25 protein-coding genes, 2 pseudogenes and 2 CRISPR repeat arrays are annotated in these 23,100 nt (G+C 64.5%); of the genes and pseudogenes, 5 read left to right on the top strand and 22 right to left on the bottom strand.

Annotation, left to right across the window (positions count from 1 at the left end; translation table 11 throughout):
• Positions 1 to 29: 29 nt before the first annotated feature.
• Positions 30 to 729: a CRISPR direct-repeat array (repeat unit 29 nt; unit sequence CTGCTCCCCGCGCACGCGGGGATGGTCCC).
• Between the two features lie 176 nt (positions 730 to 905).
• From AB0L06_RS30925 to AB0L06_RS30855, 15 genes and pseudogenes are all read right to left on the bottom strand, one after another.
• Positions 906 to 956: pseudogene (locus AB0L06_RS30925) on the bottom strand (hypothetical protein); the annotation flags it as partial.
• A gap of 182 nt (positions 957 to 1,138) precedes the next feature.
• Positions 1,139 to 2,929 (bottom strand): annotated as a pseudogene (locus AB0L06_RS30920) (nSTAND1 domain-containing NTPase); the annotation flags it as partial.
• 656 nt (positions 2,930 to 3,585) lie between these two features.
• A complete protein-coding gene (locus AB0L06_RS30915) occupies positions 3,586 to 4,008 on the bottom strand; it encodes a helix-turn-helix domain-containing protein (protein ID WP_500234655.1) in 423 nt (140 codons plus the stop codon).
• Positions 4,009 to 4,441: 433 nt separating this feature from the next.
• Positions 4,442 to 4,579, bottom strand: coding sequence for a hypothetical protein (locus AB0L06_RS30910; RefSeq protein ID WP_500234654.1), 138 nt, complete (start codon positions 4,577 to 4,579; stop codon positions 4,442 to 4,444).
• A 325-nt stretch (positions 4,580 to 4,904) separates the two neighbouring features.
• Positions 4,905 to 5,399 carry a hypothetical protein gene (locus tag AB0L06_RS30905; RefSeq protein WP_500234653.1) on the bottom strand — a complete coding sequence of 165 codons (495 nt, stop codon included), beginning with the start codon at positions 5,397 to 5,399 and terminating at the stop codon, positions 4,905 to 4,907.
• Positions 5,400 to 5,567: 168 nt separating this feature from the next.
• Positions 5,568 to 6,266: direct repeats of the CRISPR family, unit length 28 nt; unit sequence GGACCATCCCCGCGTGCGCGGGGAGCAC.
• Positions 6,267 to 6,700: 434 nt separating this feature from the next.
• Positions 6,701 to 8,047, bottom strand: a complete 1,347-nt coding sequence (locus AB0L06_RS30900) for a tyrosine-type recombinase/integrase (RefSeq protein ID WP_500234652.1) — start codon at positions 8,045 to 8,047, stop codon at positions 6,701 to 6,703.
• Between the two features lie 311 nt (positions 8,048 to 8,358).
• Positions 8,359 to 8,649, bottom strand: coding sequence for a tyrosine-type recombinase/integrase (locus tag AB0L06_RS30895; RefSeq protein ID WP_500234651.1), 291 nt, complete (start codon positions 8,647 to 8,649; stop codon positions 8,359 to 8,361).
• Entirely contained in the window at positions 8,561 to 9,529 is a 969-nt protein-coding gene (locus AB0L06_RS30890) for a site-specific integrase (protein WP_500234650.1), read from the bottom strand. The genes AB0L06_RS30895 and AB0L06_RS30890 overlap by 89 nt, the downstream gene beginning before the upstream one ends.
• A 130-nt stretch (positions 9,530 to 9,659) precedes the next feature.
• A complete protein-coding gene (locus AB0L06_RS30885; protein ID WP_500234649.1) occupies positions 9,660 to 9,839 on the bottom strand; it encodes a helix-turn-helix domain-containing protein in 180 nt (59 codons plus the stop codon).
• Positions 9,840 to 9,983: 144 nt separating this feature from the next.
• Positions 9,984 to 11,789 carry an FtsK/SpoIIIE domain-containing protein gene (locus AB0L06_RS30880; protein WP_500234648.1) on the bottom strand — a complete coding sequence of 602 codons (1,806 nt, stop codon included), beginning with the start codon at positions 11,787 to 11,789 and terminating at the stop codon, positions 9,984 to 9,986.
• On the bottom strand, positions 11,786 to 12,130 hold the full coding sequence (locus AB0L06_RS30875; protein WP_500234647.1) for a hypothetical protein: 345 nt from the start codon (positions 12,128 to 12,130) through the stop codon (positions 11,786 to 11,788). Before AB0L06_RS30875 ends, AB0L06_RS30880 begins: the two co-directional genes overlap by 4 nt.
• A 24-nt stretch (positions 12,131 to 12,154) precedes the next feature.
• Complete coding sequence (locus AB0L06_RS30870; RefSeq protein WP_500234646.1) at positions 12,155 to 12,346, bottom strand: hypothetical protein; 192 nt, start codon at positions 12,344 to 12,346, stop codon at positions 12,155 to 12,157.
• A gap of 22 nt (positions 12,347 to 12,368) precedes the next feature.
• Positions 12,369 to 12,509 (bottom strand): hypothetical protein, encoded by a 141-nt coding sequence (locus AB0L06_RS30865; protein WP_500234645.1) that lies wholly within the window; start codon positions 12,507 to 12,509, stop codon positions 12,369 to 12,371.
• Between the two features lie 11 nt (positions 12,510 to 12,520).
• Positions 12,521 to 12,727 (bottom strand): hypothetical protein, encoded by a 207-nt coding sequence (locus tag AB0L06_RS30860; protein ID WP_500234644.1) that lies wholly within the window; start codon positions 12,725 to 12,727, stop codon positions 12,521 to 12,523.
• A gap of 6 nt (positions 12,728 to 12,733) precedes the next feature.
• Positions 12,734 to 12,895, bottom strand: coding sequence for a hypothetical protein (locus tag AB0L06_RS30855; RefSeq protein ID WP_500234643.1), 162 nt, complete (start codon positions 12,893 to 12,895; stop codon positions 12,734 to 12,736).
• Positions 12,896 to 13,067: 172 nt separating this feature from the next.
• Between AB0L06_RS30855 and AB0L06_RS30850 the strand changes: the two genes are divergently transcribed.
• Together AB0L06_RS30850 and AB0L06_RS30845 are read left to right on the top strand one after the other, a co-directional pair.
• On the top strand, positions 13,068 to 13,814 hold the full coding sequence (locus AB0L06_RS30850; RefSeq protein ID WP_500234642.1) for a helix-turn-helix domain-containing protein: 747 nt from the start codon (positions 13,068 to 13,070) through the stop codon (positions 13,812 to 13,814).
• Between the two features lie 2 nt (positions 13,815 to 13,816).
• The gene (locus AB0L06_RS30845) at positions 13,817 to 14,293 is read left to right on the top strand and encodes an NUDIX domain-containing protein (RefSeq protein WP_500234641.1); all 477 of its coding nucleotides are present in this window, start codon (positions 13,817 to 13,819) and stop codon (positions 14,291 to 14,293) included.
• 9 nt (positions 14,294 to 14,302) lie between these two features.
• On the opposite strand, the gene AB0L06_RS30840 is transcribed toward AB0L06_RS30845, so the two are convergent.
• The 5 genes from AB0L06_RS30840 to AB0L06_RS30820 all read right to left on the bottom strand — a co-directional run bounded on the left by AB0L06_RS30840 (position 14,303) and on the right by AB0L06_RS30820 (position 16,791).
• Positions 14,303 to 14,635 (bottom strand): hypothetical protein, encoded by a 333-nt coding sequence (locus tag AB0L06_RS30840; protein WP_500234640.1) that lies wholly within the window; start codon positions 14,633 to 14,635, stop codon positions 14,303 to 14,305.
• A 48-nt stretch (positions 14,636 to 14,683) separates the two neighbouring features.
• On the bottom strand, positions 14,684 to 15,247 hold the full coding sequence (locus tag AB0L06_RS30835; RefSeq protein ID WP_500234639.1) for an HD domain-containing protein: 564 nt from the start codon (positions 15,245 to 15,247) through the stop codon (positions 14,684 to 14,686).
• Between the two features lie 53 nt (positions 15,248 to 15,300).
• Positions 15,301 to 15,729, bottom strand: a complete 429-nt coding sequence (locus AB0L06_RS30830; protein ID WP_500234810.1) for a GntR family transcriptional regulator — start codon at positions 15,727 to 15,729, stop codon at positions 15,301 to 15,303.
• A 331-nt stretch (positions 15,730 to 16,060) separates the two neighbouring features.
• The gene (locus AB0L06_RS30825; protein ID WP_500234638.1) at positions 16,061 to 16,483 is read right to left on the bottom strand and encodes a hypothetical protein; all 423 of its coding nucleotides are present in this window, start codon (positions 16,481 to 16,483) and stop codon (positions 16,061 to 16,063) included.
• The gene (locus tag AB0L06_RS30820) at positions 16,480 to 16,791 is read right to left on the bottom strand and encodes a hypothetical protein (RefSeq protein WP_500234637.1); all 312 of its coding nucleotides are present in this window, start codon (positions 16,789 to 16,791) and stop codon (positions 16,480 to 16,482) included. The genes AB0L06_RS30825 and AB0L06_RS30820 overlap by 4 nt, the downstream gene beginning before the upstream one ends.
• A 180-nt stretch (positions 16,792 to 16,971) precedes the next feature.
• Between AB0L06_RS30820 and AB0L06_RS30815 the strand changes: the two genes are divergently transcribed.
• Positions 16,972 to 17,736, top strand: a complete 765-nt coding sequence (locus tag AB0L06_RS30815; protein WP_500234636.1) for a DUF5919 domain-containing protein — start codon at positions 16,972 to 16,974, stop codon at positions 17,734 to 17,736.
• Positions 17,737 to 17,974: 238 nt separating this feature from the next.
• Positions 17,975 to 19,420 (top strand): DUF8370 family protein, encoded by a 1,446-nt coding sequence (locus AB0L06_RS30810; protein WP_500234635.1) that lies wholly within the window; start codon positions 17,975 to 17,977, stop codon positions 19,418 to 19,420.
• Here the strand turns inward: AB0L06_RS30810 and AB0L06_RS30805 are convergent.
• A complete protein-coding gene (locus AB0L06_RS30805; RefSeq protein ID WP_500234634.1) occupies positions 19,417 to 21,363 on the bottom strand; it encodes a DUF2075 domain-containing protein in 1,947 nt (648 codons plus the stop codon). The genes AB0L06_RS30810 and AB0L06_RS30805 overlap by 4 nt on opposite strands.
• Positions 21,364 to 22,069: 706 nt before the next feature.
• On the opposite strand from AB0L06_RS30805, the gene AB0L06_RS30800 reads away from it, so the two are divergent.
• Positions 22,070 to 22,606 carry a hypothetical protein gene (locus AB0L06_RS30800; RefSeq protein WP_500234633.1) on the top strand — a complete coding sequence of 179 codons (537 nt, stop codon included), beginning with the start codon at positions 22,070 to 22,072 and terminating at the stop codon, positions 22,604 to 22,606.
• 59 nt (positions 22,607 to 22,665) lie between these two features.
• Here AB0L06_RS30800 and AB0L06_RS30795 read toward each other — a convergent pair whose 3' ends face one another.
• Positions 22,666 to 22,887, bottom strand: a complete 222-nt coding sequence (locus AB0L06_RS30795; protein WP_500234632.1) for a hypothetical protein — start codon at positions 22,885 to 22,887, stop codon at positions 22,666 to 22,668.
• Positions 22,888 to 23,100: the final 213 nt, after the last annotated feature.

Here is a 23,100-nt window from a genome sequence, read left to right as displayed (position 1 = left end):
ATCCGCGCGATTGGCTCGGCGTTCGCCGGCTGCTCCCCGCGCACGCGGGGATGGTCCCGGTCGGGTATCGACTCGGGAGGGTAGGCACCCCTGCTCCCCGCGCACGCGGGGATGGTCCCAGCTCCGCGGCGCTCACCAGCTCCGGCAGTCTCTGCTCCCCGCGCACGCGGGGATGGTCCCAACCGGCCCCGTAGCCGGAACAAGCAGATCGGCTGCTCCCCGCGCACGCGGGGATGGTCCCGCCGCCCACGGGCCCGAACAACACCACCGGCCCTGCTCCCCGCGCACGCGGGGATGGTCCCGCGGCGCGCAGATCGCGGATCTCGTCGCCGCACTGCTCCCCGCGCACGCGGGGATGGTCCCACCGACCTTGAGGCGTGGCGGATCTGGAAGGCCTGCTCCCCGCGCACGCGGGGATGGTCCCGCGCAGCCTTCGGCGTCTTGGATGACGGGTTCCTGCTCCCCGCGCACGCGGGGATGGTCCCTCGGGAACCTCGATGTCGCCGTCCGGTCCGGCCTGCTCCCCGCGCACGCGGGGATGGTCCCTCGGTGGACTCGTCCCGGCCGGGCACGTAGCCCTGCTCCCCGCGCACGCGGGGATGGTCCCTGGTTCCAACGTGCCGGACTGATCCACAACCTCTGCTCCCCGCGCACGCGGGGATGGTCCCGGCGGTACTCACATGACGGTGCTGTCGTCGGTCTGCTCCCCGCGCACGCGGGGATGGTCCCGTCAATGACGGACTGATCCTCCGCGCCACCCTGGCCGTGGCGAAACGAAGGTCCACACCGGCGACGGCTTCTGGGATGCCGCTCGTGTACGGGATGGTGGCACTGGGCGGCCCGTCGACGAGCCCCGTCCAGAGGCGGACAGTGCGATCGCTCGAGGTTGTGATGAGGCCGTGCGGAGTCAAGGTAACGCCGAGGACGGCAGCGTCATGGTCGGTGAGAATGTCCACGGGGTCGGCGGTCTCGGCGGCCCAGACGCGGAGGGTGTGGTCATCCGATCCTGCGACCAGCAGCCCCGTGTTTCTGCACCCTGGCGCTCTGACGGTGCACGGTAGCCGAGGGCACGGACCGGCGCTTGGTGGCCGGCGAATTGGAGACGCTCGCCCCCGCGCGGGTTGACGTCCCAGACTCGTGCGGTGCCGTCGGAGGAGGCGGTGGCGATTCTCTGTCCGTCCGGGGACCAGGCAAGACCGCGGAGGACGTCGCTGTGGCCTCTCATAACGTGGCTCAGGTGGCTGAAGGCCAGCGCGGACAGCAGCGCCCGGACGGCGGCAGGAGTCGGCGGGCACTCCGACAACGCCGACAGCAGGATCGACAATTCGGGATACTGCTCGGCGTTGGCGATCACGTGCTCACCGATGCCTTCCGAGACTCTCCGCAAGAAGGCCAGGTCACGCCGTTTGGACGCCCCGATGAGGGCATCGGCTACCGTCGGCGCCTGCCCGGCCTGCTGCAATGCCTCACACCAGGACTCGGCCTGGACAAGACGGTCCCCGGTCAGCAGGTAGTCGCGGCTGCGCCCGGAGCGTTCCCAGTCGACTACCCATCGCTCCAGTTCGGCCCGCTGCCGCAGCTGCTCGATGCGAGCCTCTACCTCCTGGCGCAGCGGCGGCCACTGGCGGAACAGCGCCTCGTGCGCGACCTGGGCGAGAGGCTGCCCGTCACCAAGGTCGGTGACGAGCAGCCGGGCGTCGACGAAGGCGTCCACCACAGCTCGTTCGGCGGAGGTCAGTTCGTGGAGCGGGACGCGCCGGCGGGTGGCGTCCTGCCCGTCCACGGTGACGAACTTCAGCAACACCGCAAGGACGTTCTCGACTCCGTCCTGTCCTGCGAGCTCGGCCATGACCAGGTCTGCCTGGCGGGCCAACGCGCCCGGGACACCTCCCTGAACGCGATAGGCGTCTTCAGTGACCGTGCCTCCGGGGCCGGCTGCGAAGTACAACTCTTGGAGGAGGTAGGCGAGCAGCGGGAGCGCGTCGACGGTCTCCGCGTCGTCCACGATCGCGTCGACCAGCCCTGGTGCGAAGCTCAAGTCCGCCAGCTCGGCTGGCCGCTTGACGATCTGCTTCAACTGCTTCTGGGTGAGCGCCCCGATCGCCACCGGGTTCTGAAACAACTCGACCTGCGCCGTGTCCAGCAGATCGCGCAGGAACTCAATTCGGACGGTTGCCAACACCCACAACCGCCGATCACGCTGGAGCGCCTCCGCGATCGCTTCCAAGAAGAGCACCCGGTCTCGATCTCCGGCGAGAGTGATCAGTTCCTCGAACTGGTCGATCACCAGCAGAACGCGCCTATGGCGCGGACCGAGGCGCCGCAGCTCAGCCAGGACGCGGGCCAACCCGTCCGGCGAACGGCGGATTCGGCGCTGCAGCGCGGAGGCATCCGTCCGCCCGTCCGCCTCGGCCAACACCGCCGCCAACGCTCCCACCGGGTTGGCACCGGGCGTTGCCACCGGCAACACCACCCAACGCCGTTCCCGAAGCCGCGGAATCACCCCCGCCTGCGCCAACGACGACTTCCCGATACCGGACGCACCGACCAGAGGGACGAACCGCTCGGCAGGACGCTGAGGCGAATCATGCAGCCGTCGCACCAACTCGAGCGTCTGCACCTCACGCCCAAAGAACACCGCCGCCTCGTCCTCCGTGAACGCGTCCAGGCCGGGGTACGGCGTTCGAGATCGATCCCAGATGCGGGACGGCGGCGGAGGAGGTGCGCTCAGCCGGAAGGCAACGACATGCCCCACAACGAGCACAACGACGAGTACCAAGATTGCGGGCACCGCCGCCCGCTGGAGCCAGCGCAACAGACTGGACACGTGATCGCCGTTCGTCGCGAAGTTCGTAACGATCGCGAACAAGCTGGCGACCAGCACCAACACGACCTGCAGCAGAAGCTCGAACCACCGACGCCGCCTCATCTCCCTAACATGCTCGAAAACCCGAACCAGCACCCGCAACCCGTAGGCCACATGAGGCCCGTCCCCACATGCACAGGAGCGCCGATCAAGGAGTAGGCGCCCAGCAGCTGAATGGGAGCATCGCCCCTGCGCGAGCAGCACTCGAGCGACATGAGCACAACGCCAGTGGTACTCAGAGCCGCAGCACCAATCTGAATGGGCAGTCAAGGCGCGCAACGGGCACCAGGTTCTCGGCTGGCGTCCGCTTGGGCACAGGGCCATCCTCGCGAGCGCAAGGGGGCATCGTCCGGCCGCTGTTGGTGACAACGTGCCTGGGAGCATCCCCGCGTGCGCGGGAGCACCGCTGAACGAGCAGGTCACTGCTCTCTCCCCCGGGACCATCCCCGCCTGCGCGGGGAGCACAAATAGTCGAACCGGACCCCCGACTGGGCCTGGGGACCATCCCCGCGTGCGCGAGGAGCACGGCCTGCTCGGCGCGCTCGCGAAGCTGGTCGAGGGACCATCCCCGCGTACGCGGGGAGCACTGCCTGCCCTGGCCGCCCACCCGGACCCCGTGGGGACCATCCCCGCGTGCGCGGGGAGCACGACGAGGAGCCGGAGCGCGGTCTGCCGGTCGGGTTCGTCGCCTTGGGCGGCGTGGGCGTGCAGGTCGGCGATCAGGCCGGGCAGGGAGGTGGTGAGGTCGGCGTCGGCCGCGGCTCTGCGCTGCTCTCGGATGGGGCCGTTGGTGAGTTCCGCCAGCGCGGGCAGCGGGCGGGGCGGTAGGTCGGGCGGGCAGTCCAGGGAGGAGTCCAGGAGCGCTTCGCGGAGCCGGACGACGTCGCCGTAGGAGCGGCCTTGGGGACGGATCGCCGGTGCGGGTTCGCCGAGCAGGTCGGACGCGGCCACCTCGAGCGCTTCGCCAGGGCGCGGATGTCGGCGCGGCGTTCGAGGCGGGTCTGCCCGTTCTCGACTTTGCTGAACCAGCTTTTGGATCGTCCGGCGAGTTCGGCGGTGACTTTGAGGGACAGGCCCCGGTAGATCCTGGCGGCTCTGATGTTCTCGCCGATCCGGCGGGCGCCGTCGGTGGATGCAGTCATGGGCCTGGGGTCTCCTAGTGGCCTGATCCGCTGGTTGGCTGTCTCCACGGTACGCAGGCCGTCAGGGCCGCGGTGGGCGGTGGTGTGGACCGGTGGACACCTGTGCGGGATCGGGGTGCGGTGGTGGGTCCGAGGTGGTCAGCTGCCCCTCGCTGACAGGTCCCCGCGCGCTCGGTGGGCAGCTGACTGCCTCGGGTGCGGGAGGTTCGGAGGGCGGCAGCCCTCTGAGCCCACCAGTGCCCAGGGTTCGTTTGATGTGCGGTGGTCGATTAATGCTGCGGCTTGAAGGACCGGGTCGTAGGCTCGCCGGGGCAATGTTTGTGGATTTGCCTCTTGCGGTGTCGCCATCGCTGTGTATGCCGCGACGCGAAAGGGCCCCCATCCGGTGCAGCTCGTCAACTTCACCCGGGATGGGGGCCCTTTGGACGCCTGGCTAGAGCCAGGGCCCTGACGGGTCGCCGAACCGCATCCACTCGATAACGGCCCAGGCCACGGCTTTCATCACTTCCAGCCGTGTCCGGAGCCGCCAGTAGCGGCCGGACGACTCGTCCCGCTGTCGGAGCGCTCTCATCGAGCGTCCTCCTCCCCCGGCGCTTTGGTTGGGGGCACCGGGAGACCCCTGCGGCCGGCTCATCCGGCGCGCGCGGCCCGGACGAACTCAACTGCGAGCACGACGATAAGCCGCGTGACCAAGGTGCCGCCCGGATGCCCCGTCCTTTGCGGAGCATTTGGCCCGATAGTGCGACCGTCCCTTTCACAACATGCTGTTTTTTCGTGAGGAGAATTCGTGACTTCCTAGTTATTTCTGCCTAGTACTTGGCCAGACCGGTAGGCGGCCCGTTGGGGGTGGTTGCGGCGGGTTGGTGTACGTCTGCTGCGGGGCTGGTGTGGGTGGGTCACCAGTAGGAGGAGTCCCAGCTGGTGGCGTCCAGGACGGTGTTCCAGATGGCCTGGTCCTGCCGGGCGGTGTCCCGGTCGCGCTGGACGGTGCCGTCGAGGTGGGCGCGTTCGCTCTGCAGCACCGCGAGCCTGTCCCGGACCTTCTGCTCCTTCGCGCTGGCGGGGGGCTTCTTGCGTCCGGCCGCGCGGGCCGCGGCGCGGGCCCGCTCGAACTCGGCCTGCTGGGACCGGAGCTTGGCCTGCTCGGCGTCGACCTGGTCGAGCAGCTCGGCGCGCTCGCCCTCCAGGCCCTTCAGCTCGGCCCGGACCGTGTGCTCCTCTTCGGTCCAGGTCGCCTTCCCTTGGGGTTGGCCGGTCTGCTGGTAGAGCCGGGAGCGTTCGCGTTCGAACGCGACGCGTTGCTTGTGAAGCTCGGCTTCCCGCGCGGAGATCTCCAGTGCGCGCTTCTTGCGCGGGGTCATGGCCTTTCCGGGTGAGTCTGGGGCGCTCATCGGCTCATCGTCACACCGGTGTTCGGACTCGTCCGCTGTCTGCGCGGCGGCAAGTCCGTGCAGGGTTACCAGTCGCCGTCTTCGTCGTCGTCGGCCGGCGGGCCAGAGTTCGGGGGGAGGGTCTGGCGGATCTGGTCGAGGTGGGTGGCGATGAGGTCACCGACCATGGGACCATCCCCGCGTGCGCGGGGAGCACTCGCCTTCGGTGCTGGTGCCGCCCTGATGGGTGGGACCATCCCCGCGTGCGCGGGGAGCACATGGTCGGGGTCGTTGCGATGCTCGATCCCGAGGGACCATCCCCGCGTGCGCGGGGAGCACCCCGGCCTGATCTCCGTGAGTGTGGTGGCCCTGGGACTATCCCCGCGTGCGCGGGGAGCACGCCCTGGCCGTCCTGGCCGCGCTCCGCACGTCGGGACCATCCCCGCGTGCGCGGGGAGCACTCAGCCCAGCAAGACAGGGCCAGACGGTCGCGGGGACCATCCCCGCGTGCGCGGGGAGCACAACGTTGAACTGCTCAACGGGCGTACCGGTCTTGGACCATCCCCGCGTGCGCGGGGAGCACGCCAGCCGCACCTTGGACACCCAGGTCCCTTTAGGACCATCCCCGCGTGCGCGGGGAGCACACCGTGCCGGACGACTGGTCACACGTCGGCCTGGGACCATCCCCGCGTGCGCGGGGAGCACCACTTGCGGGGGATGAGTCGGGCCGTGTTGGGGGGACCATCCCCGCGTGCGCGGGGAGCACCAGGGGCGGGCCAGGTCCAGACCACGCCGGACGGGACCATCCCCGCGTGCGCGGGGAGCACCTCTTTTGGTGGTCCGGCTCGCGTGTGAATTCGGGACCATCCCCGCGTGCGCGGGGAGCACTCTTGCTGACCTGCACGTCTACGCGGCCACAGCATCAGCTTCGAGCACTTCATGCGAGCCCGACAATTCGGACACGGTAGCTGTGACGCCGCCCCCGTAAAGTGTCGGGGCTGGCGCGGTCTGTGGCGAACAGCGATCTTGGGGCCTCCAGCAGGTGTAGGAGAGCCATCGCAGTGCCAAGCGGTGCGTGCGTGGTGGATCGGTTTCCCGTGAGGTCGTGCCGAGGTGATGTCGATGCTCCTTCCGACCGTTTAATGATCGCTGCCGGACCCAGGGGTGCGCATCGGCAACGTGACGGACGGGCCATGCGTGGCGGGCTCCATTGTGCGATCACCTCGGATCGCCCTGCAGCCGAACTAGGTAGACGGGCTCAGGGCAACTTGAGGTGGTGAGCCATCCACGGTCCAGTTGAGCTGGTGGCCGTAATGGTGCTTTCAGGGGGTGGTTCGGCGGCGGCTGCGGATTTTGTCGAAGGCGGCGAGGGCGGTGTCGTCGGCGTCATCGAGGGTGTGGAGGTAGCGCTCGGTGGTGGATATTGAGCCGTGCCCGAGGCGTTCCTTGACGACCTGGAGGTCTGCGCCGCCTGCCAAGAGCCAGGAGGCGTGGGCGTGGCGGAGGTCGTGGATACGGACCTTGATGTCGAGGTCGGCGGTGTTGAGAGCGGGCTTCCAGACCTGGTTGCGGAACCAGTTGGCGGGAATGTGGCCGTCGGTCTCTCGGCGACGGGGCAGCCTTGGATCGTCCTTGCCCGCAGAACGGCGGCGGGCTCGGTAGAGGGCGAAGGCCAGCCTGCAATGGTCACAGCGGCATTTGGCGGCGTTGTAGGCGCTGAGTGTGCCGTGGCGGTAGCGGTGACCCTTTGTGTTCTCGTCTGTCCAGCCGAGTTTGTCGGGGTCGGGAGCAGGTTTGGGCACGCGCTCGGTCATGGTGTCGGGCTGGTAGACGAACAGGAGATCGTCGCGGCCGAGTCGCTCGGACTTGATGTGGTCTTCCAGCTTGTCGACCATCTGCTCGCTGAGTTTGAAGCGGCGCCACTCCTTGTCCTTGGGGTACTCCTTGACCAGGAAGCGCTTGCCCTCGGGATGGAACTTGGGGTTCAGCTCGACTACGGCCCGGCTGACGGTCAGGATGCGCGAGCGGGTCTTGAGGTCGCGGACGCGCAGCTCAGCTAGTTCACCCCAGCGCAGGCCAGTCTCGATGGCGGTCTCGACCAGCAGTTTGGAGTCGGCATCGGGCAGCCGGCGGTAGAGGTCGTCGAACTGCTCGGGAGTGATGATCTCCAGAGGCTTCTCTGGGACGGTGGGGGAACGGACGCCCTTGCAGGGGTGGATGTAGGCGACCTGGTCGTTGAGCGCGGTGGTGAAGATCGCGCTGAGTACGACCTTGTTGTAGCGGATGGTCGCGGCGGAGACGCCGTCCTTCTTCATCCGCCTGATCCAGGAGCGGACGTGCTCGGGGAGGATGTCCATCATCCGCATCCCGCCGAACTCCGGCATCACGTGCTTGTAGATCGAGTAGTGGTAGCTCTGCATCGTGGTCGGCTCGACCTCGTGGTTGGGGAGCCAGGTCTCCTCGACGTACTTCTTGAAGGTCTGACGCCCTCGCTTGAGGTTGACGTCACGCCCCTTACCGACCTCAGCTTCAGCACGCTGCCATGCCTTCTCGGCGTCCTTCTTGGACGAGTAGGTCCCGGCAGAGGCGATCTTCCCCTTGAGATCTTCGTAGCAGGCGGTGTAGCGCGGCTTGCCGTGGCGGTTCATCCGCTTGATCGTGTATCCCAACGCCACTCCCCCGAGTGATCGTTTGTTAGTCGTTCGTTAGTGAACTCGGCCGGACGGGGCCGGACTCAGAATGACCTTGCAGCATTCACTCTAGGCCTCTGACCTGCATCTTCTCACGGATGAGCAAGATCTGCAGGCGTCCGTTTGAACGTTCATAATTCACTGGGGGTCAAGGGGTCGTGGGTTCAAATCCCGCCGTCCCGACCAGGCATTAAGCCAGGTCAGAAAGGGCTTCGGAGCACAGCTCCGGGGCCCTTTTTCTGTTCCCCGAAGTACCCAGGAAGCCAAACAGGGAGCCACCTACACCGGACCTACGCGGACTCGCTGCGACCGAACACGGAGTTGATGGCCTCCGCGCCCTTGGTGATCACCGGCTTGAGCTGGTGCCGGTAGACCTCTTCGGTGACCGCCGTGGACGAGTGCCCACAGAGGTCAGCGATGTTCTCGAGCGGGACCCCACTGTCACTCATGATCGAGACGAACAAGTGCCGAAGTTCGCGAGGCGTCCACTTCTCACCGATGCCCGCCTTCCTGGCGAAGAGGCGGAACGCGCGCCGCACGTTCACTGCGTCGAGTGCCGTCCCGGTCGGCGAGCAGAACACGAGGTCGTTGTGCTGCCACAAGCTCCCCCGCCTTGAGCTTCTGCGCCGCCTGGCGAGCATGGTGCGCCTTGAGCGCCTCGGCAGCCTGCATCGGAAGCTCCAGGGTGCGCCGGGACTTCTCCGTCATGGTGTCACCGTGCTTGCGAACGGAGCGCCAGACGTAGAGCGCGAACCGCTTGTGCCCGAACCCGGCCTCAGAGACCAAACGCCATGCCTTGCGCTTCGCATCCCACGCAACGACATGTTCCCAGCGGAGGGCACGCGCCTCCTCGGTGCGGACGCCCGTCATCAGACTGATGACAACGTAGGCGTGCAGCCGGGAGGACTTGGCCTTCTCCAAGACGGCGTTCGCCTGGTCGAACGTGAGGGCCCGACTCGGACGCCCAGCCTTGCCCGTCGGGGTCTTCACCAACTCGGCGACGTTGCGGAGCACCTTGTCACGCGCCTGGGCCTGCCGGATGGCGCGCTTGAGCAACCCGTGAACGAGGCGGAGCGTGCGCGTCGACAGGACGTCGGTGAGTCCTTCGAGCCAGTCATCGACATCGTCCGCGCGCAGGTCGGCGAGTTTGGCCTTGCCGATGAGCGGAACCACGTGCGTGTTGGCGAGACCGCGGTAGTTCACCACGGTCTCGTCGTCGAGGCCCTTGAGGCCCCTGGCAAGCCAGTCCTCGACCGCCTCGGCGACCGTGTAGTTGGCCGAGTTCTCGATGCCCTTCTCAAGCTCGTCGGCGAGCTTCCTGAGCTTGGCCTTGACGATGTCCTTGGTGCGCCCCTTCCTCTTGGCATGGTTGCGCCTCCCGTCCGGGAGGAAGCCGAGAGAGATGGCTCCGGTGTAGCCATTGCCCTCCTCGTAGATCGTGGCCTCGTACTTGCCGATCATAATTTTCGCCAAGAGAAACCTCCCCGTCTGTCGCGCTGGGGGCGCGGCCTCACCTCGGACGATAACTCAAGACGTCCCTAGACGTCCCTCGGTTCGGAGGGCGACCTTTGGCGGGCCGCCCTCCGGTCTGTCAGTGGTGGGCGTCTTCGAGGGAGGCGACGAACTCGGCGAGGTGCTGGTCGGTGATGCGGCGCAGCTTGCCGATTTTGATGCTGCGGAGTCGGCCGGTGCGAATGAGGGTGTAGACCTTGTCGCGTCCGACCTGGAGGATCTCGGCGACTTGTTCGACGGTGTATGCCTGCACGCTCACCCCCTTGTCTCCCGATCTCTCGGGTGTCGTATCGGGCGTAGCGATCACCTCTGTTTGTCACGGTGAGTGATTGCCTTCGCGTTCGTCTACGTCTCGCGTTCGTCCCTTACGTGCAGGCGCGCGCGAGACGTAGACATAGACGAGTTACTGAGGGTGGTGGTCGGTGGCGCGCCATCGGCCTCGGGAGACCTGGGTGACGCGGCCGTTCTGGGCGTGGTGCCGGAGCCTCTGGTAGATCCACGGGCGACTCATCCCGGTCGCCTGGATCATCAGTTGGACGGGCGTACCCTCGTCCGGCGCTCCGTCCAGGACGGCCATGAGCGCCGCGTCAGGGTCTTCTGTGTCTCCGGTACCGATGGTGGATCCGGGGACGTTGCTGGGTGCGGTGACGCCCGCTTGGGCCTCTTCGATGGCTGTCCGTGAGATGGCGTCGAGTGCGGGCCGGTGGTCGGCATGGTGTTCGGCGGTGCGGGCTACGGTCTCGTCGGTGAGAAGGTAGGCGCGGGCGCGGCGTGGCACGTCGTGTTCGGGTGCCGAGAGCAGGAACTTGCCGGGCGCGTTGAGGGTGTGGGCGTGCCATCCGGCGGCGAGCATGCCTTGTCCGAGGATGAGGTCCACGTCTTTGCGTTCGCGGACGCGGAAACTGACCCTGACGTCCATCTGGGAGCGGACCGCGCCGCGTCCCATGGCCTTTTGCGTCGGACGCTGGGTCGCGGCGATGAGCTGGACGGCGACGGCCCGTCCGCGGCGCGCGATCGAGTCGGTGTCGCCGGCGCTCTCGGGTGCGTCCTCGGCGAGTTCAGCGAACTCGTCGATGACGATGACCAGGGCGGGCATGTCCGGGGACGGCTCCCAGACTCGACGGCCGTGGGCGGCGAGCCAGGACGCGCGGGCTTCCAGGACCGCCACGGCGTCGCGCAGCAGGACGCGGGCTTGCTCGGGTGTGGTGGCGAGGCGGTCGATGCAGGACGCCCACGGCTGCAACTCCATGCCGCGTTTGAGGTCGATGGCCCAGATCACGACGTCGCGGCAGGCGGTGAGGTTGCCCATGAGGACGTTGATCCCACCGCTCTTCCCGGACCCGGCGACGCCTCCGATGAGGCCGTGTCGGCGCAGGAACAGGATGCGCGCGGCCGTGGCGTCCTCGAACGGCCCGAGGTCGATGGGCTCGTTGATGGTCGTGACGGACGGTCCGGGCCATGGGATGGCGTCGCCGTGCGGGTCGAGGTCGAGGACGCGCAGCTCGAACCGGTTGGCCTTGTCATCGCGCGTGGGCAGCACACGGACGGCTCCTCGAAAGGTGCCGAGGGCGGACTCGATCGCGGGGATCTTGGCGGTTGCGTCTTGGATGGTCTGACCGCGTGCGAGGGCGAAGCGCGCCCGCCATCCCCACACGTCCACCACGGCCGATTGCAGCCGTGAGCCGGGAAGTCCGATGGCCTTGGAGATCTCCGGCCACGCGGCGAGCTGCCGTTCAACACGGACGCGTGCGCGCCGTCTGCGGTGCGCCCACCACGGAACGCCGAAGGCGACCGTCTGCGCGGCGAGGAGCTGAGGCAGGGGCCCGTAGAACGCGCCAAGGCCGACGGCGGACGCCAGCCAGCTCCCCGCCGCGATGACCACGGCGGCGGCGTAGTACCGCTCAGCGCGCAGCGACAGACCGACCCGTCCACCGAAGAACGCGACCAGCCACGCGGCGAGTGTCGCGCCGCCCAGGGCGCGCCACCACCACGCCGGATGCGTGACGTGAAGGGACGCGCCCACGAAGAACAGCGTGAAGGCGAGGGCGGGCGGAGCGAGTTCGGAACGGTACCGCCACACCGCCCGCGCGAAGACCACGGCGACCAGGTCCGGAAGCCGGTCGTTGGCGTCGATGACGACCATGGGCTGTAGGCCGTTGCGGCGCATCTTGCGGGCGTGCCGCCGCATCTGCGCGTTGCGGCTGCTCACGCGCCGTCCTGGTGGCGCTGCTGTTGGGCATTGACCTCGTCGCGCACGTAGTAGAGCGGGTCGGGGTCGGTGCCCTCCTCGGCCGCGCCGAGGAGGGCGCGGGCGGCGGCGAGAAGGTTGACGTAGTCGGTGCGGAGCCCGCGGTTGGCGGCGTTGAGGCGGTTGATCTCCACGATCAACATGAGGGTGTCGGCGAGGGCGGCGTAGATGCGCCACCACAGTTCAGCCATGGACGGGATGGCGTCATCGAGGTAGGAGACGACCTCTCGGGCGATACGGTTCTTCTCGCGGACCTCCGTGAGGTTGACCGTGGTCGACGTGGCGTGTTGGGCACTCGGCATCCCTCCTTCGCTTCCGGGGGCCGGTCAGTGCTTGGTGGTGACCATCCGGACGAGTCCGGTGAGCAGGCGGTCGATGCTCGGCGCGGCGGCACTGGACGCCAGCAGGAACCCGAACACCAGGCACAAGACCAGGTGCCAGACCCGCAGGCCGATGTAGCGCCAGGCGATCCACACGGCCACGCCGACCAGGACCACGAGCGGAACGGTGATGGTCACGGAGCGGTTCACCTCCTTTCGGTCAGTTCCACAGGTCGGGGTAGCGGGAGCCCAGCCGGCGGCGCTCGTACCGGGCGCGGGCGCGGCACTTGCGGCAGCCGCGCTTGCCGGGCTCGATGCGAGCGCCGCACGAGCAGGCGTGGCCGGTGATGATGCGCGGCATGCGAGCCGTCCTCATCGACCAGCCCCGACCTTCACCGGCGGCTTGTCGCCGGTCCGGGTGCTGAGGACGCGCCTGGAGACGGTTCCGGCGGTGCTGGGGGCGTTGTTGGTGCGGGCGCGGCGTTCCTCGGCGTGGGTGCCGAGGACGATGAGGGCGAAGATGCCGCAGATGCTCCCGGCGAAGAACACCGCGATGATGGAGACGAGAACGAGGATCATCACGGGTTACCGTCCCGTCCGGAAGAAGCGGCCGAAGCGCCGGGCGCGGTTGATGGCGTAGCGGCTGCGGGCGCGGCACTTGCGGCACTGGCCGTAGTTGGTGGTGGCGTTCGCGCCGCAGGGGCAGCGACGGCTCCAGCCGTCGAGGGTGCTTCCGAGGTAGTACATGCGGTGCCTCCCTTACGCAGGGCCCGTGTCCGGCGAAGCAACTCGGGCTGTGTGCGCTACGTGATCGAGAGTGCTCCGACGTGGCGGGACGAGATCACCGCATGACTGGACGTGTTCAAGACGTCTCCGTAGGCTGAGACGTCCCGAAGTCGTCCCAGTCCCGGACGGGTGCATGCCGAACGAACGCCTACGCGCCGCTCTTCTCCAGAAGCGGATCACGATCGCCGCGCTTGCCGAAGAAGTCGGCGTCGATCCCAAGACGGTCGAACGCTGGGTCACCCAAGACCGCCAGCCCTACCGGCGCACCCGTCTAGCTGTGGCTTCGTTCCTCGGCGCGGACGAGACCTACCTTTGGCCCGACGCGCTCACCACAGACCAGGTCGCGTCCGCATCCAACAGCGAGATCGTCACGATCTACCCGCACCGCTGGGCCGTCCCCCGGGACGCCTGGGGACGTCTCTTCGCCGACGCCGAAACCGAGATCGGGATCCTGGTCTACAGCGGACTGTTCCTCGCCGAAGACAGCGGCGTTCACCGCCTCCTAGCCGACAAGACCCGTGCAGGTGTCCGCGTCCGCTTCCTCCTCGGAGACCCGGATTCGTCACAAGTCTCCGAGCGGGGCGAGGACGAAGGCATCGGCGCAACCATGGCCGCCAAGGTCCGAAGCGTCATCTCGCTCTACAAGCCGCTCCGCGCCGTCGAGGGCGTCGAGTTCCGGCTCCACAGCACCGTGCTCTACAACTCGATCTACTTCGCCGACGACGAACTGTTCGTCAACACCCACGTCTACGGCGTGCCAGCGAGCAACGCGCCGTTCTGGCACATGCGCAGGATCCCAGGCGGCGAGATCGTCAGCACCTACCGCGAGAGCTTCGAACGCGTCTGGGACGCCGCCAAGCCCCTGGCACCGGAGGCGTGAGCATGGGACGCAGGATCGACTACTACGACGACCCGAACGCCCCCAAGGCCAACAGCCTCGTACCATCCGTCAACGTCGTCGTCACCAACGAGGGCGGCGAGATCCTCATGATCCGCCGCACCGACAACGACAACTGGGCCCTCCCCGGCGGAGCCATCGACCTCGGCGAATCCATCGCCCAAGCCGGCGTCCGCGAGACCAAGGAAGAAACCGGGATCGACTGCGAGATCACCGGACTCGTCGGCCTCTACTCCGACCCCAAACACCTCATCCACTACACCAGCAACGACGAAGTCCGACAGGAATTCTCCATCCTGCTCACCGCCCGCCCGGTCAGCGGCGCGCCCCGGCCCAGCGACGAATCACGCGAAGTGCTGTGGGTCCCGGCTGAGACGGCGGCAGATCGCCGGATGGACCGCTCAATGCGCCTGCGCATCGGCCACTACCTTGCACGTCCAGCGAGCCCGATCATCGCCTGAACACTCACGTCATTCGTCGCGAAGGGGCGGACGTGGTGAGCTGGGACGCAACGCCATCCACACGGTCACTTCCTTTGCGACACAGCCGACGTCGGTCTGTACGGTCAGTTCGTGCTCACGGGTGTCAGGATCACGCAACTCGACCTCATACTCCCCCGATGCAAGTAGAGCGATCGACACGTACCACCCCAGCTCCGGCTTGATCGGCTCAATGATCACGAACGTGTTGTCCGTGCTGTTTAGGTCCTCAAGCAGCATGAAGATGGCGTCCTCGGAGGGATCACCGATCACGTCGCAGTTCTCGGCCTCAGCCCGGGAGGTGTAGGGGTCTGCGGGGGACATGCAGGAAGCATCGCAGTTGCCGGCGACACTCCTCCGCTCGACACAACCTCAGGCGGAACGGGAGCGCTCTCCAAGTTCCGCAGACACCCGATGCACAGCGTCGATCAAGACTGGCGATGATCTGGTGATCGAGCGGGTGACGAGGTGTCCGTCTCCGTAGCGCGACAGAATCTCGGCGAGGCGCTGTTCAACGGGGAGGTAGTCGCCGCTCGGGCTCGTGGTCATGTCGCAGTAGATGAGTGCTTCGGTGAGGTCGGGAGGTATCGCGCCGAACTCGCTGACGAGGAGGTCGGCAAGGCCGCGCTCACGGGCCTCGACCATGGCGCATGAGTGATGGGCGACCAGGCGGCACAGGCGGTCGCTGGCGCACTGGACGTCGCGGAGGTAACGGGCTCCGTCCAAGGGATGAAACCCCGTATCGACAAGGTCGGGGGCATAGCCGATGTCATGCAGCCAGGCGGCGGCTTCGAGAAGGTCCGCCTGGTCGCCGAGCATCGGGGCGAGGGTGCGGGCTTGTCGGGCTACGCCCTGTGTGTGCGCCCAACGACGCGGAAGCGGTGACTCAAGGTGTTCTCGGGCGAGGTCCCGCGCCCACCTGGCTGCATTGCTCATGTACTCGACGGTAAGAGCGCGGGGGCAGACATCCACGGACGTCAGGGGATCATCTAGGGACGTCTTGAGGCGACGAAACGTCCCCTCCCCTGCACAGCCTCCACGAGATCATCGGCTTCTAGTTCGGCGAGCGCTTGCCGAACCGTGAAGCGGACGCAACCATAGCGCTCGCAAAGTTCACGCTCGCTGGGCAGGGCAGCACCCGGCACAAGATCACCGTTCCTTATCTGGGCGCGCAGATCAGCGGCGATGCGCTGGTAGACCGGGCGAACAGGCGGCCGTTCCTCGGCGCCGCCGTCACGGACGAACCGCCCCATGCCCGCGTGCACCTCAATCAGGCCCTCCGCCTGGAGAATGTCCAGTGCACGGCGAAGGGTGTTGCGCGTGGTCGCGAACTCAGCACATAGGGCGTGTTCGCCTGGCATACGCGCACCAGGCTCATAGGTGCCCTCCACCACGCGCGTCCGGAGTACGGCGGCGATGCGCTTGTAGGTGCCCCATGGAGTCCGTCCGTCACCAAGCGGGACACATGCGGGAGGCTCGGAGTCGGAACTCCGAGCCTCCCGGTTGGACGGGATGTCCTGTGTCATTCCAGATCCACCAGTGAGCCGATGATGCGTCGCGCAAGCCCGCGTCGGTGGCGTCCGCCGCTCCGCTCGTGGACAGGTGGAAGCGGGGTGGATGACGCGGCGGGACGGGATGATCCACTGGTACGGGGGTACCCAGCGGACGCCGTCCGTCCCGCCGCGTCGGTCTCGGTGCGCGCATGCGCCGGACGACGGTTCCGGCGGTGCTTGCCAGCCGGACGGGACATCAGTCCTGAACCGGCTTCGTGGTGAGGATGGCGACCAGCCACGGGCCCAAGCACGTGGTCAGCGCATGCGCGGCATTGATGGTGTCGTCGCAGTCGGCGAGGTGATCCCCCGTGCTGCTCCAGTACGCCCAGCCGTCCGTGCCACGCACGGCAGAGAGGTGCTCACCGATGGACGGTGCAGCCTCAGAGAAGACCCGAAGCAACGGCGGGGAGCACTGGTACAGGTGCTTGGTCTGCCAGCCGAGCCGGTTGAGACGTCGCTCCAACCGGTTGAGGTGACGGCGCGTTCGGAAGCCCGTCCACGCGTCAGCGAGCCAGCAGGGCACGGGGAGGACCAGCGGCTCATGCTCCGGCATCGGCCGGTAAGAGGGGGTGAAGTACGCCGGGCCCTCGCCGGACGAGTCGGTACCGAGCACGGTCACGGCCGATCACCCCGCCGTTCCGCAAGATCCCGCTCTTCCAGCAACGCACTTCGCAACTGGTCGGCGCTGTCGCGAATGACCGTGGGATCGACGCCCTGCGTCGGGTCATGCAGGGTGGCAATCCAACTCCCGAGGCCCCCGTCCCTGCGCGGGGAGCGCCAGATGCGGTGACCGCTGAACTCCTCACGCAGGTCGGCAAGCCTCTGGTCGTCGGTGGACGGCTTGCTGTTGAGGTGCGCGGGCGGCTTTGTCTCGGGTCGTGTCGGTGGGGCGCTGCGGTCTCCGCCGCGCGGCGCTTCGAAGGGCATGGCGACTCCTCGTCGCAGGTCACGGATGTGGGAGCTTGCCGAGTCGATCGCTACGGGCAGTGACTCGGCGGGCTTGTGCAAGAGGTTCGTCCGGACGCCGGGACGTCTCCACCGGCAACTAGGGACGTCTAGGGACGTCTTCTGTTAGCGTCTGGCATAACGCCAGCTCCGGGAGGCTAGGTGAACGACCTTTTGCGCAGCGCCCTCGCCGATGCGCGCCTCACCCATCACCAGGTGGCGCGCCGCCTCGGTGTCGATCCCAAGACCGTCCAACGCTGGATCGACGGCCGGCTTCCCTACCCCCGCCATCGTAAGAATCTCGCCGACCTGCTGAAGTTGGATGAGGTGCTCATCTGGCCGAGTCTCACCCCGAGCAACTCGGCGCCCGAGCCTCCCCCGGTGACTGTCCTGGGCGTATACCCCCACCGCTGGGCCGTCCCTCGTACCGTCTGGCTTCGTCACTTCAACCGCGCCAAGCACGAGATCGACATTCTCGTCTACGCTGGCCTCTTTCTCGCCGAGGACTCCGGCATCATCCGCCCCCTCGCCGACAGGGCACGCGTGGGCGTCACTGTCCGCATCCTGCTCGGAGATCCCGATGGCACACATATCCGCAAACGGGGTGAGGACGAACGCCTCGGCGACTCCCTCGCTGCAAAGACCCGTAACGCCCTCGTCCTGTACGAGCGAATCCGCAACTCGCCCAATGTTGAGATCCGGCTCCATGACACAGTGCTCTACAACTCGATCTACCGAGCCGACGAGGACCTGTTGGTCAATCCGCACGCCTTTGGGGTAGCCGCATCCGACGCACCCGTCCTCCATCTGCGGCACGCAGATGACGACGACGTGGCCAGCACGTACCTATCCAGCTTCACCGGTGTTTGGGCTAGCGCAACAACCACCAAGCCACATCCGACCTTGCCATCCAGGTCGGACAAGTGAACGCGCCACCCCAACGCCTCGCCTCGCCTCGACACCCATCTGAGGCTGCCCCGGAGCGGTCTACTTGGATCCAACGGCCGGACTGCGACCAACGCCTGCCACCGACACGGCGAGGGCAGTGAGCAGAAGGTCTTCCTCACCAATCGAATGTAGCTGACCACTTTCGGACAAGGTTGGATACACGACTATAGCTACACCACCTCCAACGAATGACTTAAGATCCAACCTGGAGGTGGAAATGTACTTCAGCGAAGCATTCAATATCGAAAACCCGGAAGATTTTGATTGGTTTGACGCGCTACTTGAACGCGACACTCTGCTATTTGTGGATCCATTCCTGATTTTCTCGGATGAAGACCCGAGATGGAATCAGGCTCACGATAGCATGATGGACTATTTTCATAATGCATTTGAATTGCTGGCCCGGAGTGGACTGAAGCAGTCGCATCAATATTATCGACGCACTCTATCTCTCATGGAATTTCCCGAGCCGCGTGAATTTCGCCTCGGATATGTAGAAGCAAGCAGCAATGGGTCAGGAAACGGCCGCGGACTTGCCAAGAAAGTCGTCGAAGCCATGAGCGAGGCGATCAAAAGAGGCCTTGAAGATATCCGACACTTCGAGGAACTGGGAATCCTTGTTCCCGGGATCGACAAGGACCGGATCTCGGATGTCACCTGCAACCTGTTGAAGCCAAATTTCATCGAGTACACACAACACGCATGCCATTCTCTTGGAATAGCAATGCAGGAGGTTATGGTTCCTCACGGTCACTTCGATGAATCGCGGCGCCGGTGGACCGCAGAGCGACAGCTCCTTCCGGTCGACCCTGACACTCAGAAGCCAATCCTATTGACGCCGAAGAGATTTCTGAGGGAACTACCAACTCTTAGCGCCTCCAGTTGGTACGACTCTCTAGACGACTCGCTACGCCTAGACCTGAACCTACATATCTCTGAAAATGTTCGCAAGAAAGAAATCATTTCGGCTGCACGCTCATCTCAATCAGCCGTAAGAGCTTGGATTGAAACACAAGAGTCCCGCGGGTCAAAGCCTTACGACGTAGACCGAGACCCGAAACTGTTGGTAAAATGGAGAAAAGTAGCCAAAGACGCACTCCGGGAATCCGACACCGAACACCTGCCCTCCATCACCAACATTCAAGAACTAATGGATTTCGTCGAGGAAGTAATTGAAAGGTTCCGTCAGTGGGTTGAAAATAAGGGCGGATGGAGAGTCTTCTGGAAGAATCTCGCCAAGCTAGAAACCATTCCAGAGACAAACATGCAATTGCTATTTTTGGGCGTCGTCGAGGGCTACTGTGCCATGGCAGGGGTACGCGTTGATCGCGAAGTAGAGACCGGAAGAGGGCCTGTCGATTTTACATTTACGGGAGACCGTAGAATGCGAATTCTACTCGAGATCAAAAAGCTCAAGCACGGCCAATTTTGGAATGGCCTGCACATTCAAACCCCCATCTACATGCAAGGCCAAGAAGTGGCAGACGCCATCTTCCTTGTTGTCAAAGATTCCGACACTCCGGCAATGCAGGAGAGGTGGAGGCAACTTGACAGCGAAGCACGTAGAGTAAGTGAGGAAACTCAACTAAACATCAAGGTAGCCCGCGTGGACGCGCTGCCAAAGGCCTCAGGGAGCAAGGCAAACGAGGCCAACGCAACTTAGTCGAGATCCAGCCCAAAAAGCTCTCCCTGCACAGGATCAAGACGATAAGAGGTTCGCAGTTGCGCTTTTTCCAGCTCGGGATGCTGGTCACGCAGATTCGTCAACTCCTGCTCAACAGACGGAACGTTCAACGTTGCCAATAGGCTCCTCGTGCCAGGGTCGACAGAGTAGAGCACTGCACCGTATTTTCCACGAGTAGCCAAAACCCGATAGATATTCCGTACAAGCTGATCCCTATTGGGACCTCCAGATTCCCTGTCTTCATTCTTAGCGGAAATCCACCTACTATCGCGCCAAATATAATCTGTCCCCATGATGACGCCAACGAAGTCCCAATCGAAGCTTTGGGAAGTATAGATACAGCCAACCTGCTCGAAGCCGTTTGGGTCGGTTGCCCACATCTCCTTACTAGGGATATTCCTTCGTCTATTTGCCTTCTCGGCATTCCAGGGGCGCACCCAACCCCCGATGTTTATATCATTCTTTAGACGCCCTCCAGGCTGGGGATTTTTTGTCCACTTCCAACAGTAGCCGGCGGTGAGACGTGCAGTGCGCTTTAGCGCCAGCTGCATGCGTAGATAATCCTCCATCTGCTCCGGGCTGTCTGCCCTCAACAACTTGAATTCTTCGTCGACGTCCCATGGGCGGGGGATATCCCGGTGGCCGAGAAGGGACTCGATCCAAGAGACGTACTCAGGGCACAGATGCTGCCTGAATTGGCATGACAGCTCAATGTGATGAATACGCTCTTCGCCTATTCCCATCCCCAGAGCAATGCGACGAATTTCTTCAGGAGTGCCGACCTCGTTGCGTCGCACTACTTGAAGTGGATCCAAGAGAAATACTGGCACGCGAGCCGCGTCGATAAGTTCTTGAATCTGTGGAGTTTCAGACCGGTCATCTCTCGCATCATATTGCAAGCTCGAATTCTTTCGAAGTCGATGCGCCTCGTCACATATCAAGACATTCAAATGATTGCGTTCTCGACGCCGATGTTGATGGAAGTATGTGAAGACTGAATCCACACTTCCACGGCGTCCTTTTACGTGTTCGCGCAGCGCTTGAGCAAATGCCGTGCTGCCGGAGGCGTGCATTGTCGGACTGCCGATACCATTTAGCATTCCGAGCAATTCTAGTGCTAGAACCGACTTTCCAGTTCCAGGGCCACCAGTGATGATGAAGACTTGCTTTTCATTTGCGGTGAATCCTTCCTCTACCGCTTTGAATACCAAATCAACCGCTCGTCGCTGCTCATCGAGCAAAGGGAGCAAAGCCCGCCCACGCACCGCTTCGCGCGCCGCGATCATGAGATCCTCACTCGGGCGAACGTGTGCCCGATCAATCATCTCATGATAAGAGGAGGCGCCATCGGCACTAAGGACCGAGGTCAGAAATTTCCCCATTTCCTGGCGCGCCTTTGAATTGCCGCCAAAAATACGCAACCGGAAAAGATCTACGTCAGTTCGAATCTGATAAGCTGGAGGAAGAAGCATGGCCACTCTCTCAGGGCCTGCATTGTGCAAATTCACGACGCCATGAAATCTCCGGCGCAACATTGGCAGGTTATGCTGCACCGCCTTGCAGTAGTCCCAAACTTGCTCCAACGGATGCTGGCTGCCCTCAGGCTTCGCCCCTCGATGCATGATCCTGCCAGTGCGAGGAATTACAGACAGTTCCGACCACTGTTTGTTCTCGACTGCGACTACCGACAGTTCGCCAGCTTCGGGGTGAGATCCAACCAGGAGCATGTCAATGCGGGCTTCACTCGACAGAGTGCTCATTTCCAAGAGCACCACTACCCCACCCAGCCCAACACTGACCAGTACCTCGGCGACCGTCTTGGGGCTGACCATCCAAGACTCCAACTCCCCTGGAGTAGGCTTCTTTCGGAAGATCCTCCGCACTCGTTCCTCCAGCGTCTCAGCCAGATGCTTGCTGTCCATCTCGGCAAGTTCAGCAGCCGAGCACGCCAGCGCGTAACGCGGTTTCACTCTCATGACTCCTCGGAGCAGACGAGAGGACGAGCCTATCCGCCACCACCGACAAGCCGAAACCGAGCATGACTCGTTTCAGAGGATAGGAGCTGTCAGGGCCTCGCTCCTCCCCCTGCACAGCGCTGCAAGCTGAGGAACGAAGCACTTGCGGAGCAGCAGAACGGATCTCGTCGGCTCTGATCTGGCGTAATGTGCCGCCTGTGTAACAGACAAGATGCTCAGTGATCAGCGCCAGAACGCTGATCAAGGTCAGGTCCCGGTGCACTAGGCGCGCAGGTGCGCTCACCAAAGATAGTCGAACCAGCCAAGCTCTCATGCAAATCGGCATATCCTTTCACGGAAACCACGCACGTGAAGGCGGGCGAACATGACCAAGGACCCATCACGTACTCCACCCCGTCATGTCCTAAGGGAGTTGCGACAAGAGGTTGGCTTCTGCTGCCCCGTTTCCGGTTGCGGATCACCTTATCTAACCTGGCATCACTTCGACCCACCGTGGCGCTGCGAGCGGCACCACCGCCCCCAGGGAATGGTGGCACTCTGCCGCGAACATGCAGATAAGGCTGATCACGGTGCGTTCACCAACGATCAAGTTCGGCATCTAAAGAAGGTCGGAATAGACCGATCTATCCATGTGAAGGGACGCTTCGACTGGATGAGGAGAGACATCCTCACAGTAGTCGCAGGCAACTTTTTCTACAACGTCAGTACCGTCCTTGAGATCAATGGAGTTAAGAGCATCTGGTTTGACCGGGATGAAGCCGGCTACCTTCTACTGAATCTAAGAATGCCCACGCTAGCCGACCGCCCCCGCGCCCAAATCGAACAGAACGCTTGGCTCATCGCGCCCGACCTTGATGAGCTTGTCTGCCCACCTCACGGCAGACTCGTCGATGTCACCTACCGAAATGGCGATAGATTTCGGATAGAGTTCTTCAATGCCGAAGACTCCGAATTTCTGTCACGACGATATGGCATCACCTTGGGCTGGACCAGCCTTGATTTTCCAGTCACCGTTGCCGAGATATGGGAGACGGCAAATGGGATGCCTATTTCCCTCACCCCCAAATCCATAGAGTTTGCCACCAACAAAATCAGCGGAAACATCGTCGAAGGGGAGTTTCTGCAGGCGGCGATAGGACTACATCTGGAAGGCCTCGATGCCTCACAGATTTTTCCCCCAGATTTCTGAGCGGATCAAGCGAATGCCCCGCAGAGCCTGCCGACGGCTCGACGGGGCATCCGGCGTTCTCAGGTGGGCAACTCCTCACGCCATGCGACGGCGAACGGGGCGTTCGCTGCTTGGCCTGTGGCGAGCCACTCCGCGAGTGTGAGCGCCGTGATCGCCTGGTTGTAGCTCAACGGCACTGGCCACGTACTGACGTGCCACACATCGCCGGCCTGGATCGCTTCGGCGATCTTCTTGCCGTCGAGTGTGAGCGTCATGCGGGTGTCATCGATCTTGATGCACATGGGTCGTGCTCCTTCCCTGCGGGGAGAAGCCGCGGGAGCCAAACGGGGAGCCAATGCCTGTCGACTCCGTTCGACTCGCCGCGACGTCCTCATGCTGTCTCAGCAGGTGAGGGGCTCTCCGCTCGACTCGGATCGACCTTGTTCGACGGCCCTTGATTGCCTGGGGGTCAAGGGGTCGTGGGTTCAAATCCCGCCGTCCCGACCAGGCATTAA

Source organism: Spirillospora sp. NPDC052269, assembly GCF_040679435.1.
In the GTDB taxonomy this organism is placed as follows: domain Bacteria; phylum Actinomycetota; class Actinomycetes; order Streptosporangiales; family Streptosporangiaceae; genus Spirillospora.
Note: the sequence above shows the minus strand (reverse complement) of the source record. Positions and strands in the feature narration are given on the sequence as shown.

Coding starts and splice junctions, on each gene's coding strand:
- AB0L06_RS30915 (WP_500234655.1), bottom strand. CDS start 4,008: ATGACTGCATCCACCGACGGCGCCCGCCGGATCGGCGAGAACATCAGA.
- AB0L06_RS30910 (WP_500234654.1), bottom strand. CDS start 4,579: ATGAGAGCGCTCCGACAGCGGGACGAGTCGTCCGGCCGCTACTGGCGG.
- AB0L06_RS30905 (WP_500234653.1), bottom strand. CDS start 5,399: ATGAGCGCCCCAGACTCACCCGGAAAGGCCATGACCCCGCGCAAGAAG.
- AB0L06_RS30890 (WP_500234650.1), bottom strand. CDS start 9,529: ATGATCGGCAAGTACGAGGCCACGATCTACGAGGAGGGCAATGGCTAC.
- AB0L06_RS30875 (WP_500234647.1), bottom strand. CDS start 12,130: ATGCCGAGTGCCCAACACGCCACGTCGACCACGGTCAACCTCACGGAG.
- AB0L06_RS30865 (WP_500234645.1), bottom strand. CDS start 12,509: ATGCCGCGCATCATCACCGGCCACGCCTGCTCGTGCGGCGCTCGCATC.
- AB0L06_RS30860 (WP_500234644.1), bottom strand. CDS start 12,727: ATGATCCTCGTTCTCGTCTCCATCATCGCGGTGTTCTTCGCCGGGAGC.
- AB0L06_RS30855 (WP_500234643.1), bottom strand. CDS start 12,895: ATGTACTACCTCGGAAGCACCCTCGACGGCTGGAGCCGTCGCTGCCCC.
- AB0L06_RS30850 (WP_500234642.1), top strand. CDS start 13,068: ATGCCGAACGAACGCCTACGCGCCGCTCTTCTCCAGAAGCGGATCACG.
- AB0L06_RS30845 (WP_500234641.1), top strand. CDS start 13,817: ATGGGACGCAGGATCGACTACTACGACGACCCGAACGCCCCCAAGGCC.
- AB0L06_RS30840 (WP_500234640.1), bottom strand. CDS start 14,635: ATGTCCCCCGCAGACCCCTACACCTCCCGGGCTGAGGCCGAGAACTGC.
- AB0L06_RS30835 (WP_500234639.1), bottom strand. CDS start 15,247: ATGAGCAATGCAGCCAGGTGGGCGCGGGACCTCGCCCGAGAACACCTT.
- AB0L06_RS30820 (WP_500234637.1), bottom strand. CDS start 16,791: ATGCCCTTCGAAGCGCCGCGCGGCGGAGACCGCAGCGCCCCACCGACA.
- AB0L06_RS30810 (WP_500234635.1), top strand. CDS start 17,975: ATGTACTTCAGCGAAGCATTCAATATCGAAAACCCGGAAGATTTTGAT.
- AB0L06_RS30805 (WP_500234634.1), bottom strand. CDS start 21,363: ATGGACAGCAAGCATCTGGCTGAGACGCTGGAGGAACGAGTGCGGAGG.
- AB0L06_RS30800 (WP_500234633.1), top strand. CDS start 22,070: ATGAGGAGAGACATCCTCACAGTAGTCGCAGGCAACTTTTTCTACAAC.
- AB0L06_RS30795 (WP_500234632.1), bottom strand. CDS start 22,887: ATGTGCATCAAGATCGATGACACCCGCATGACGCTCACACTCGACGGC.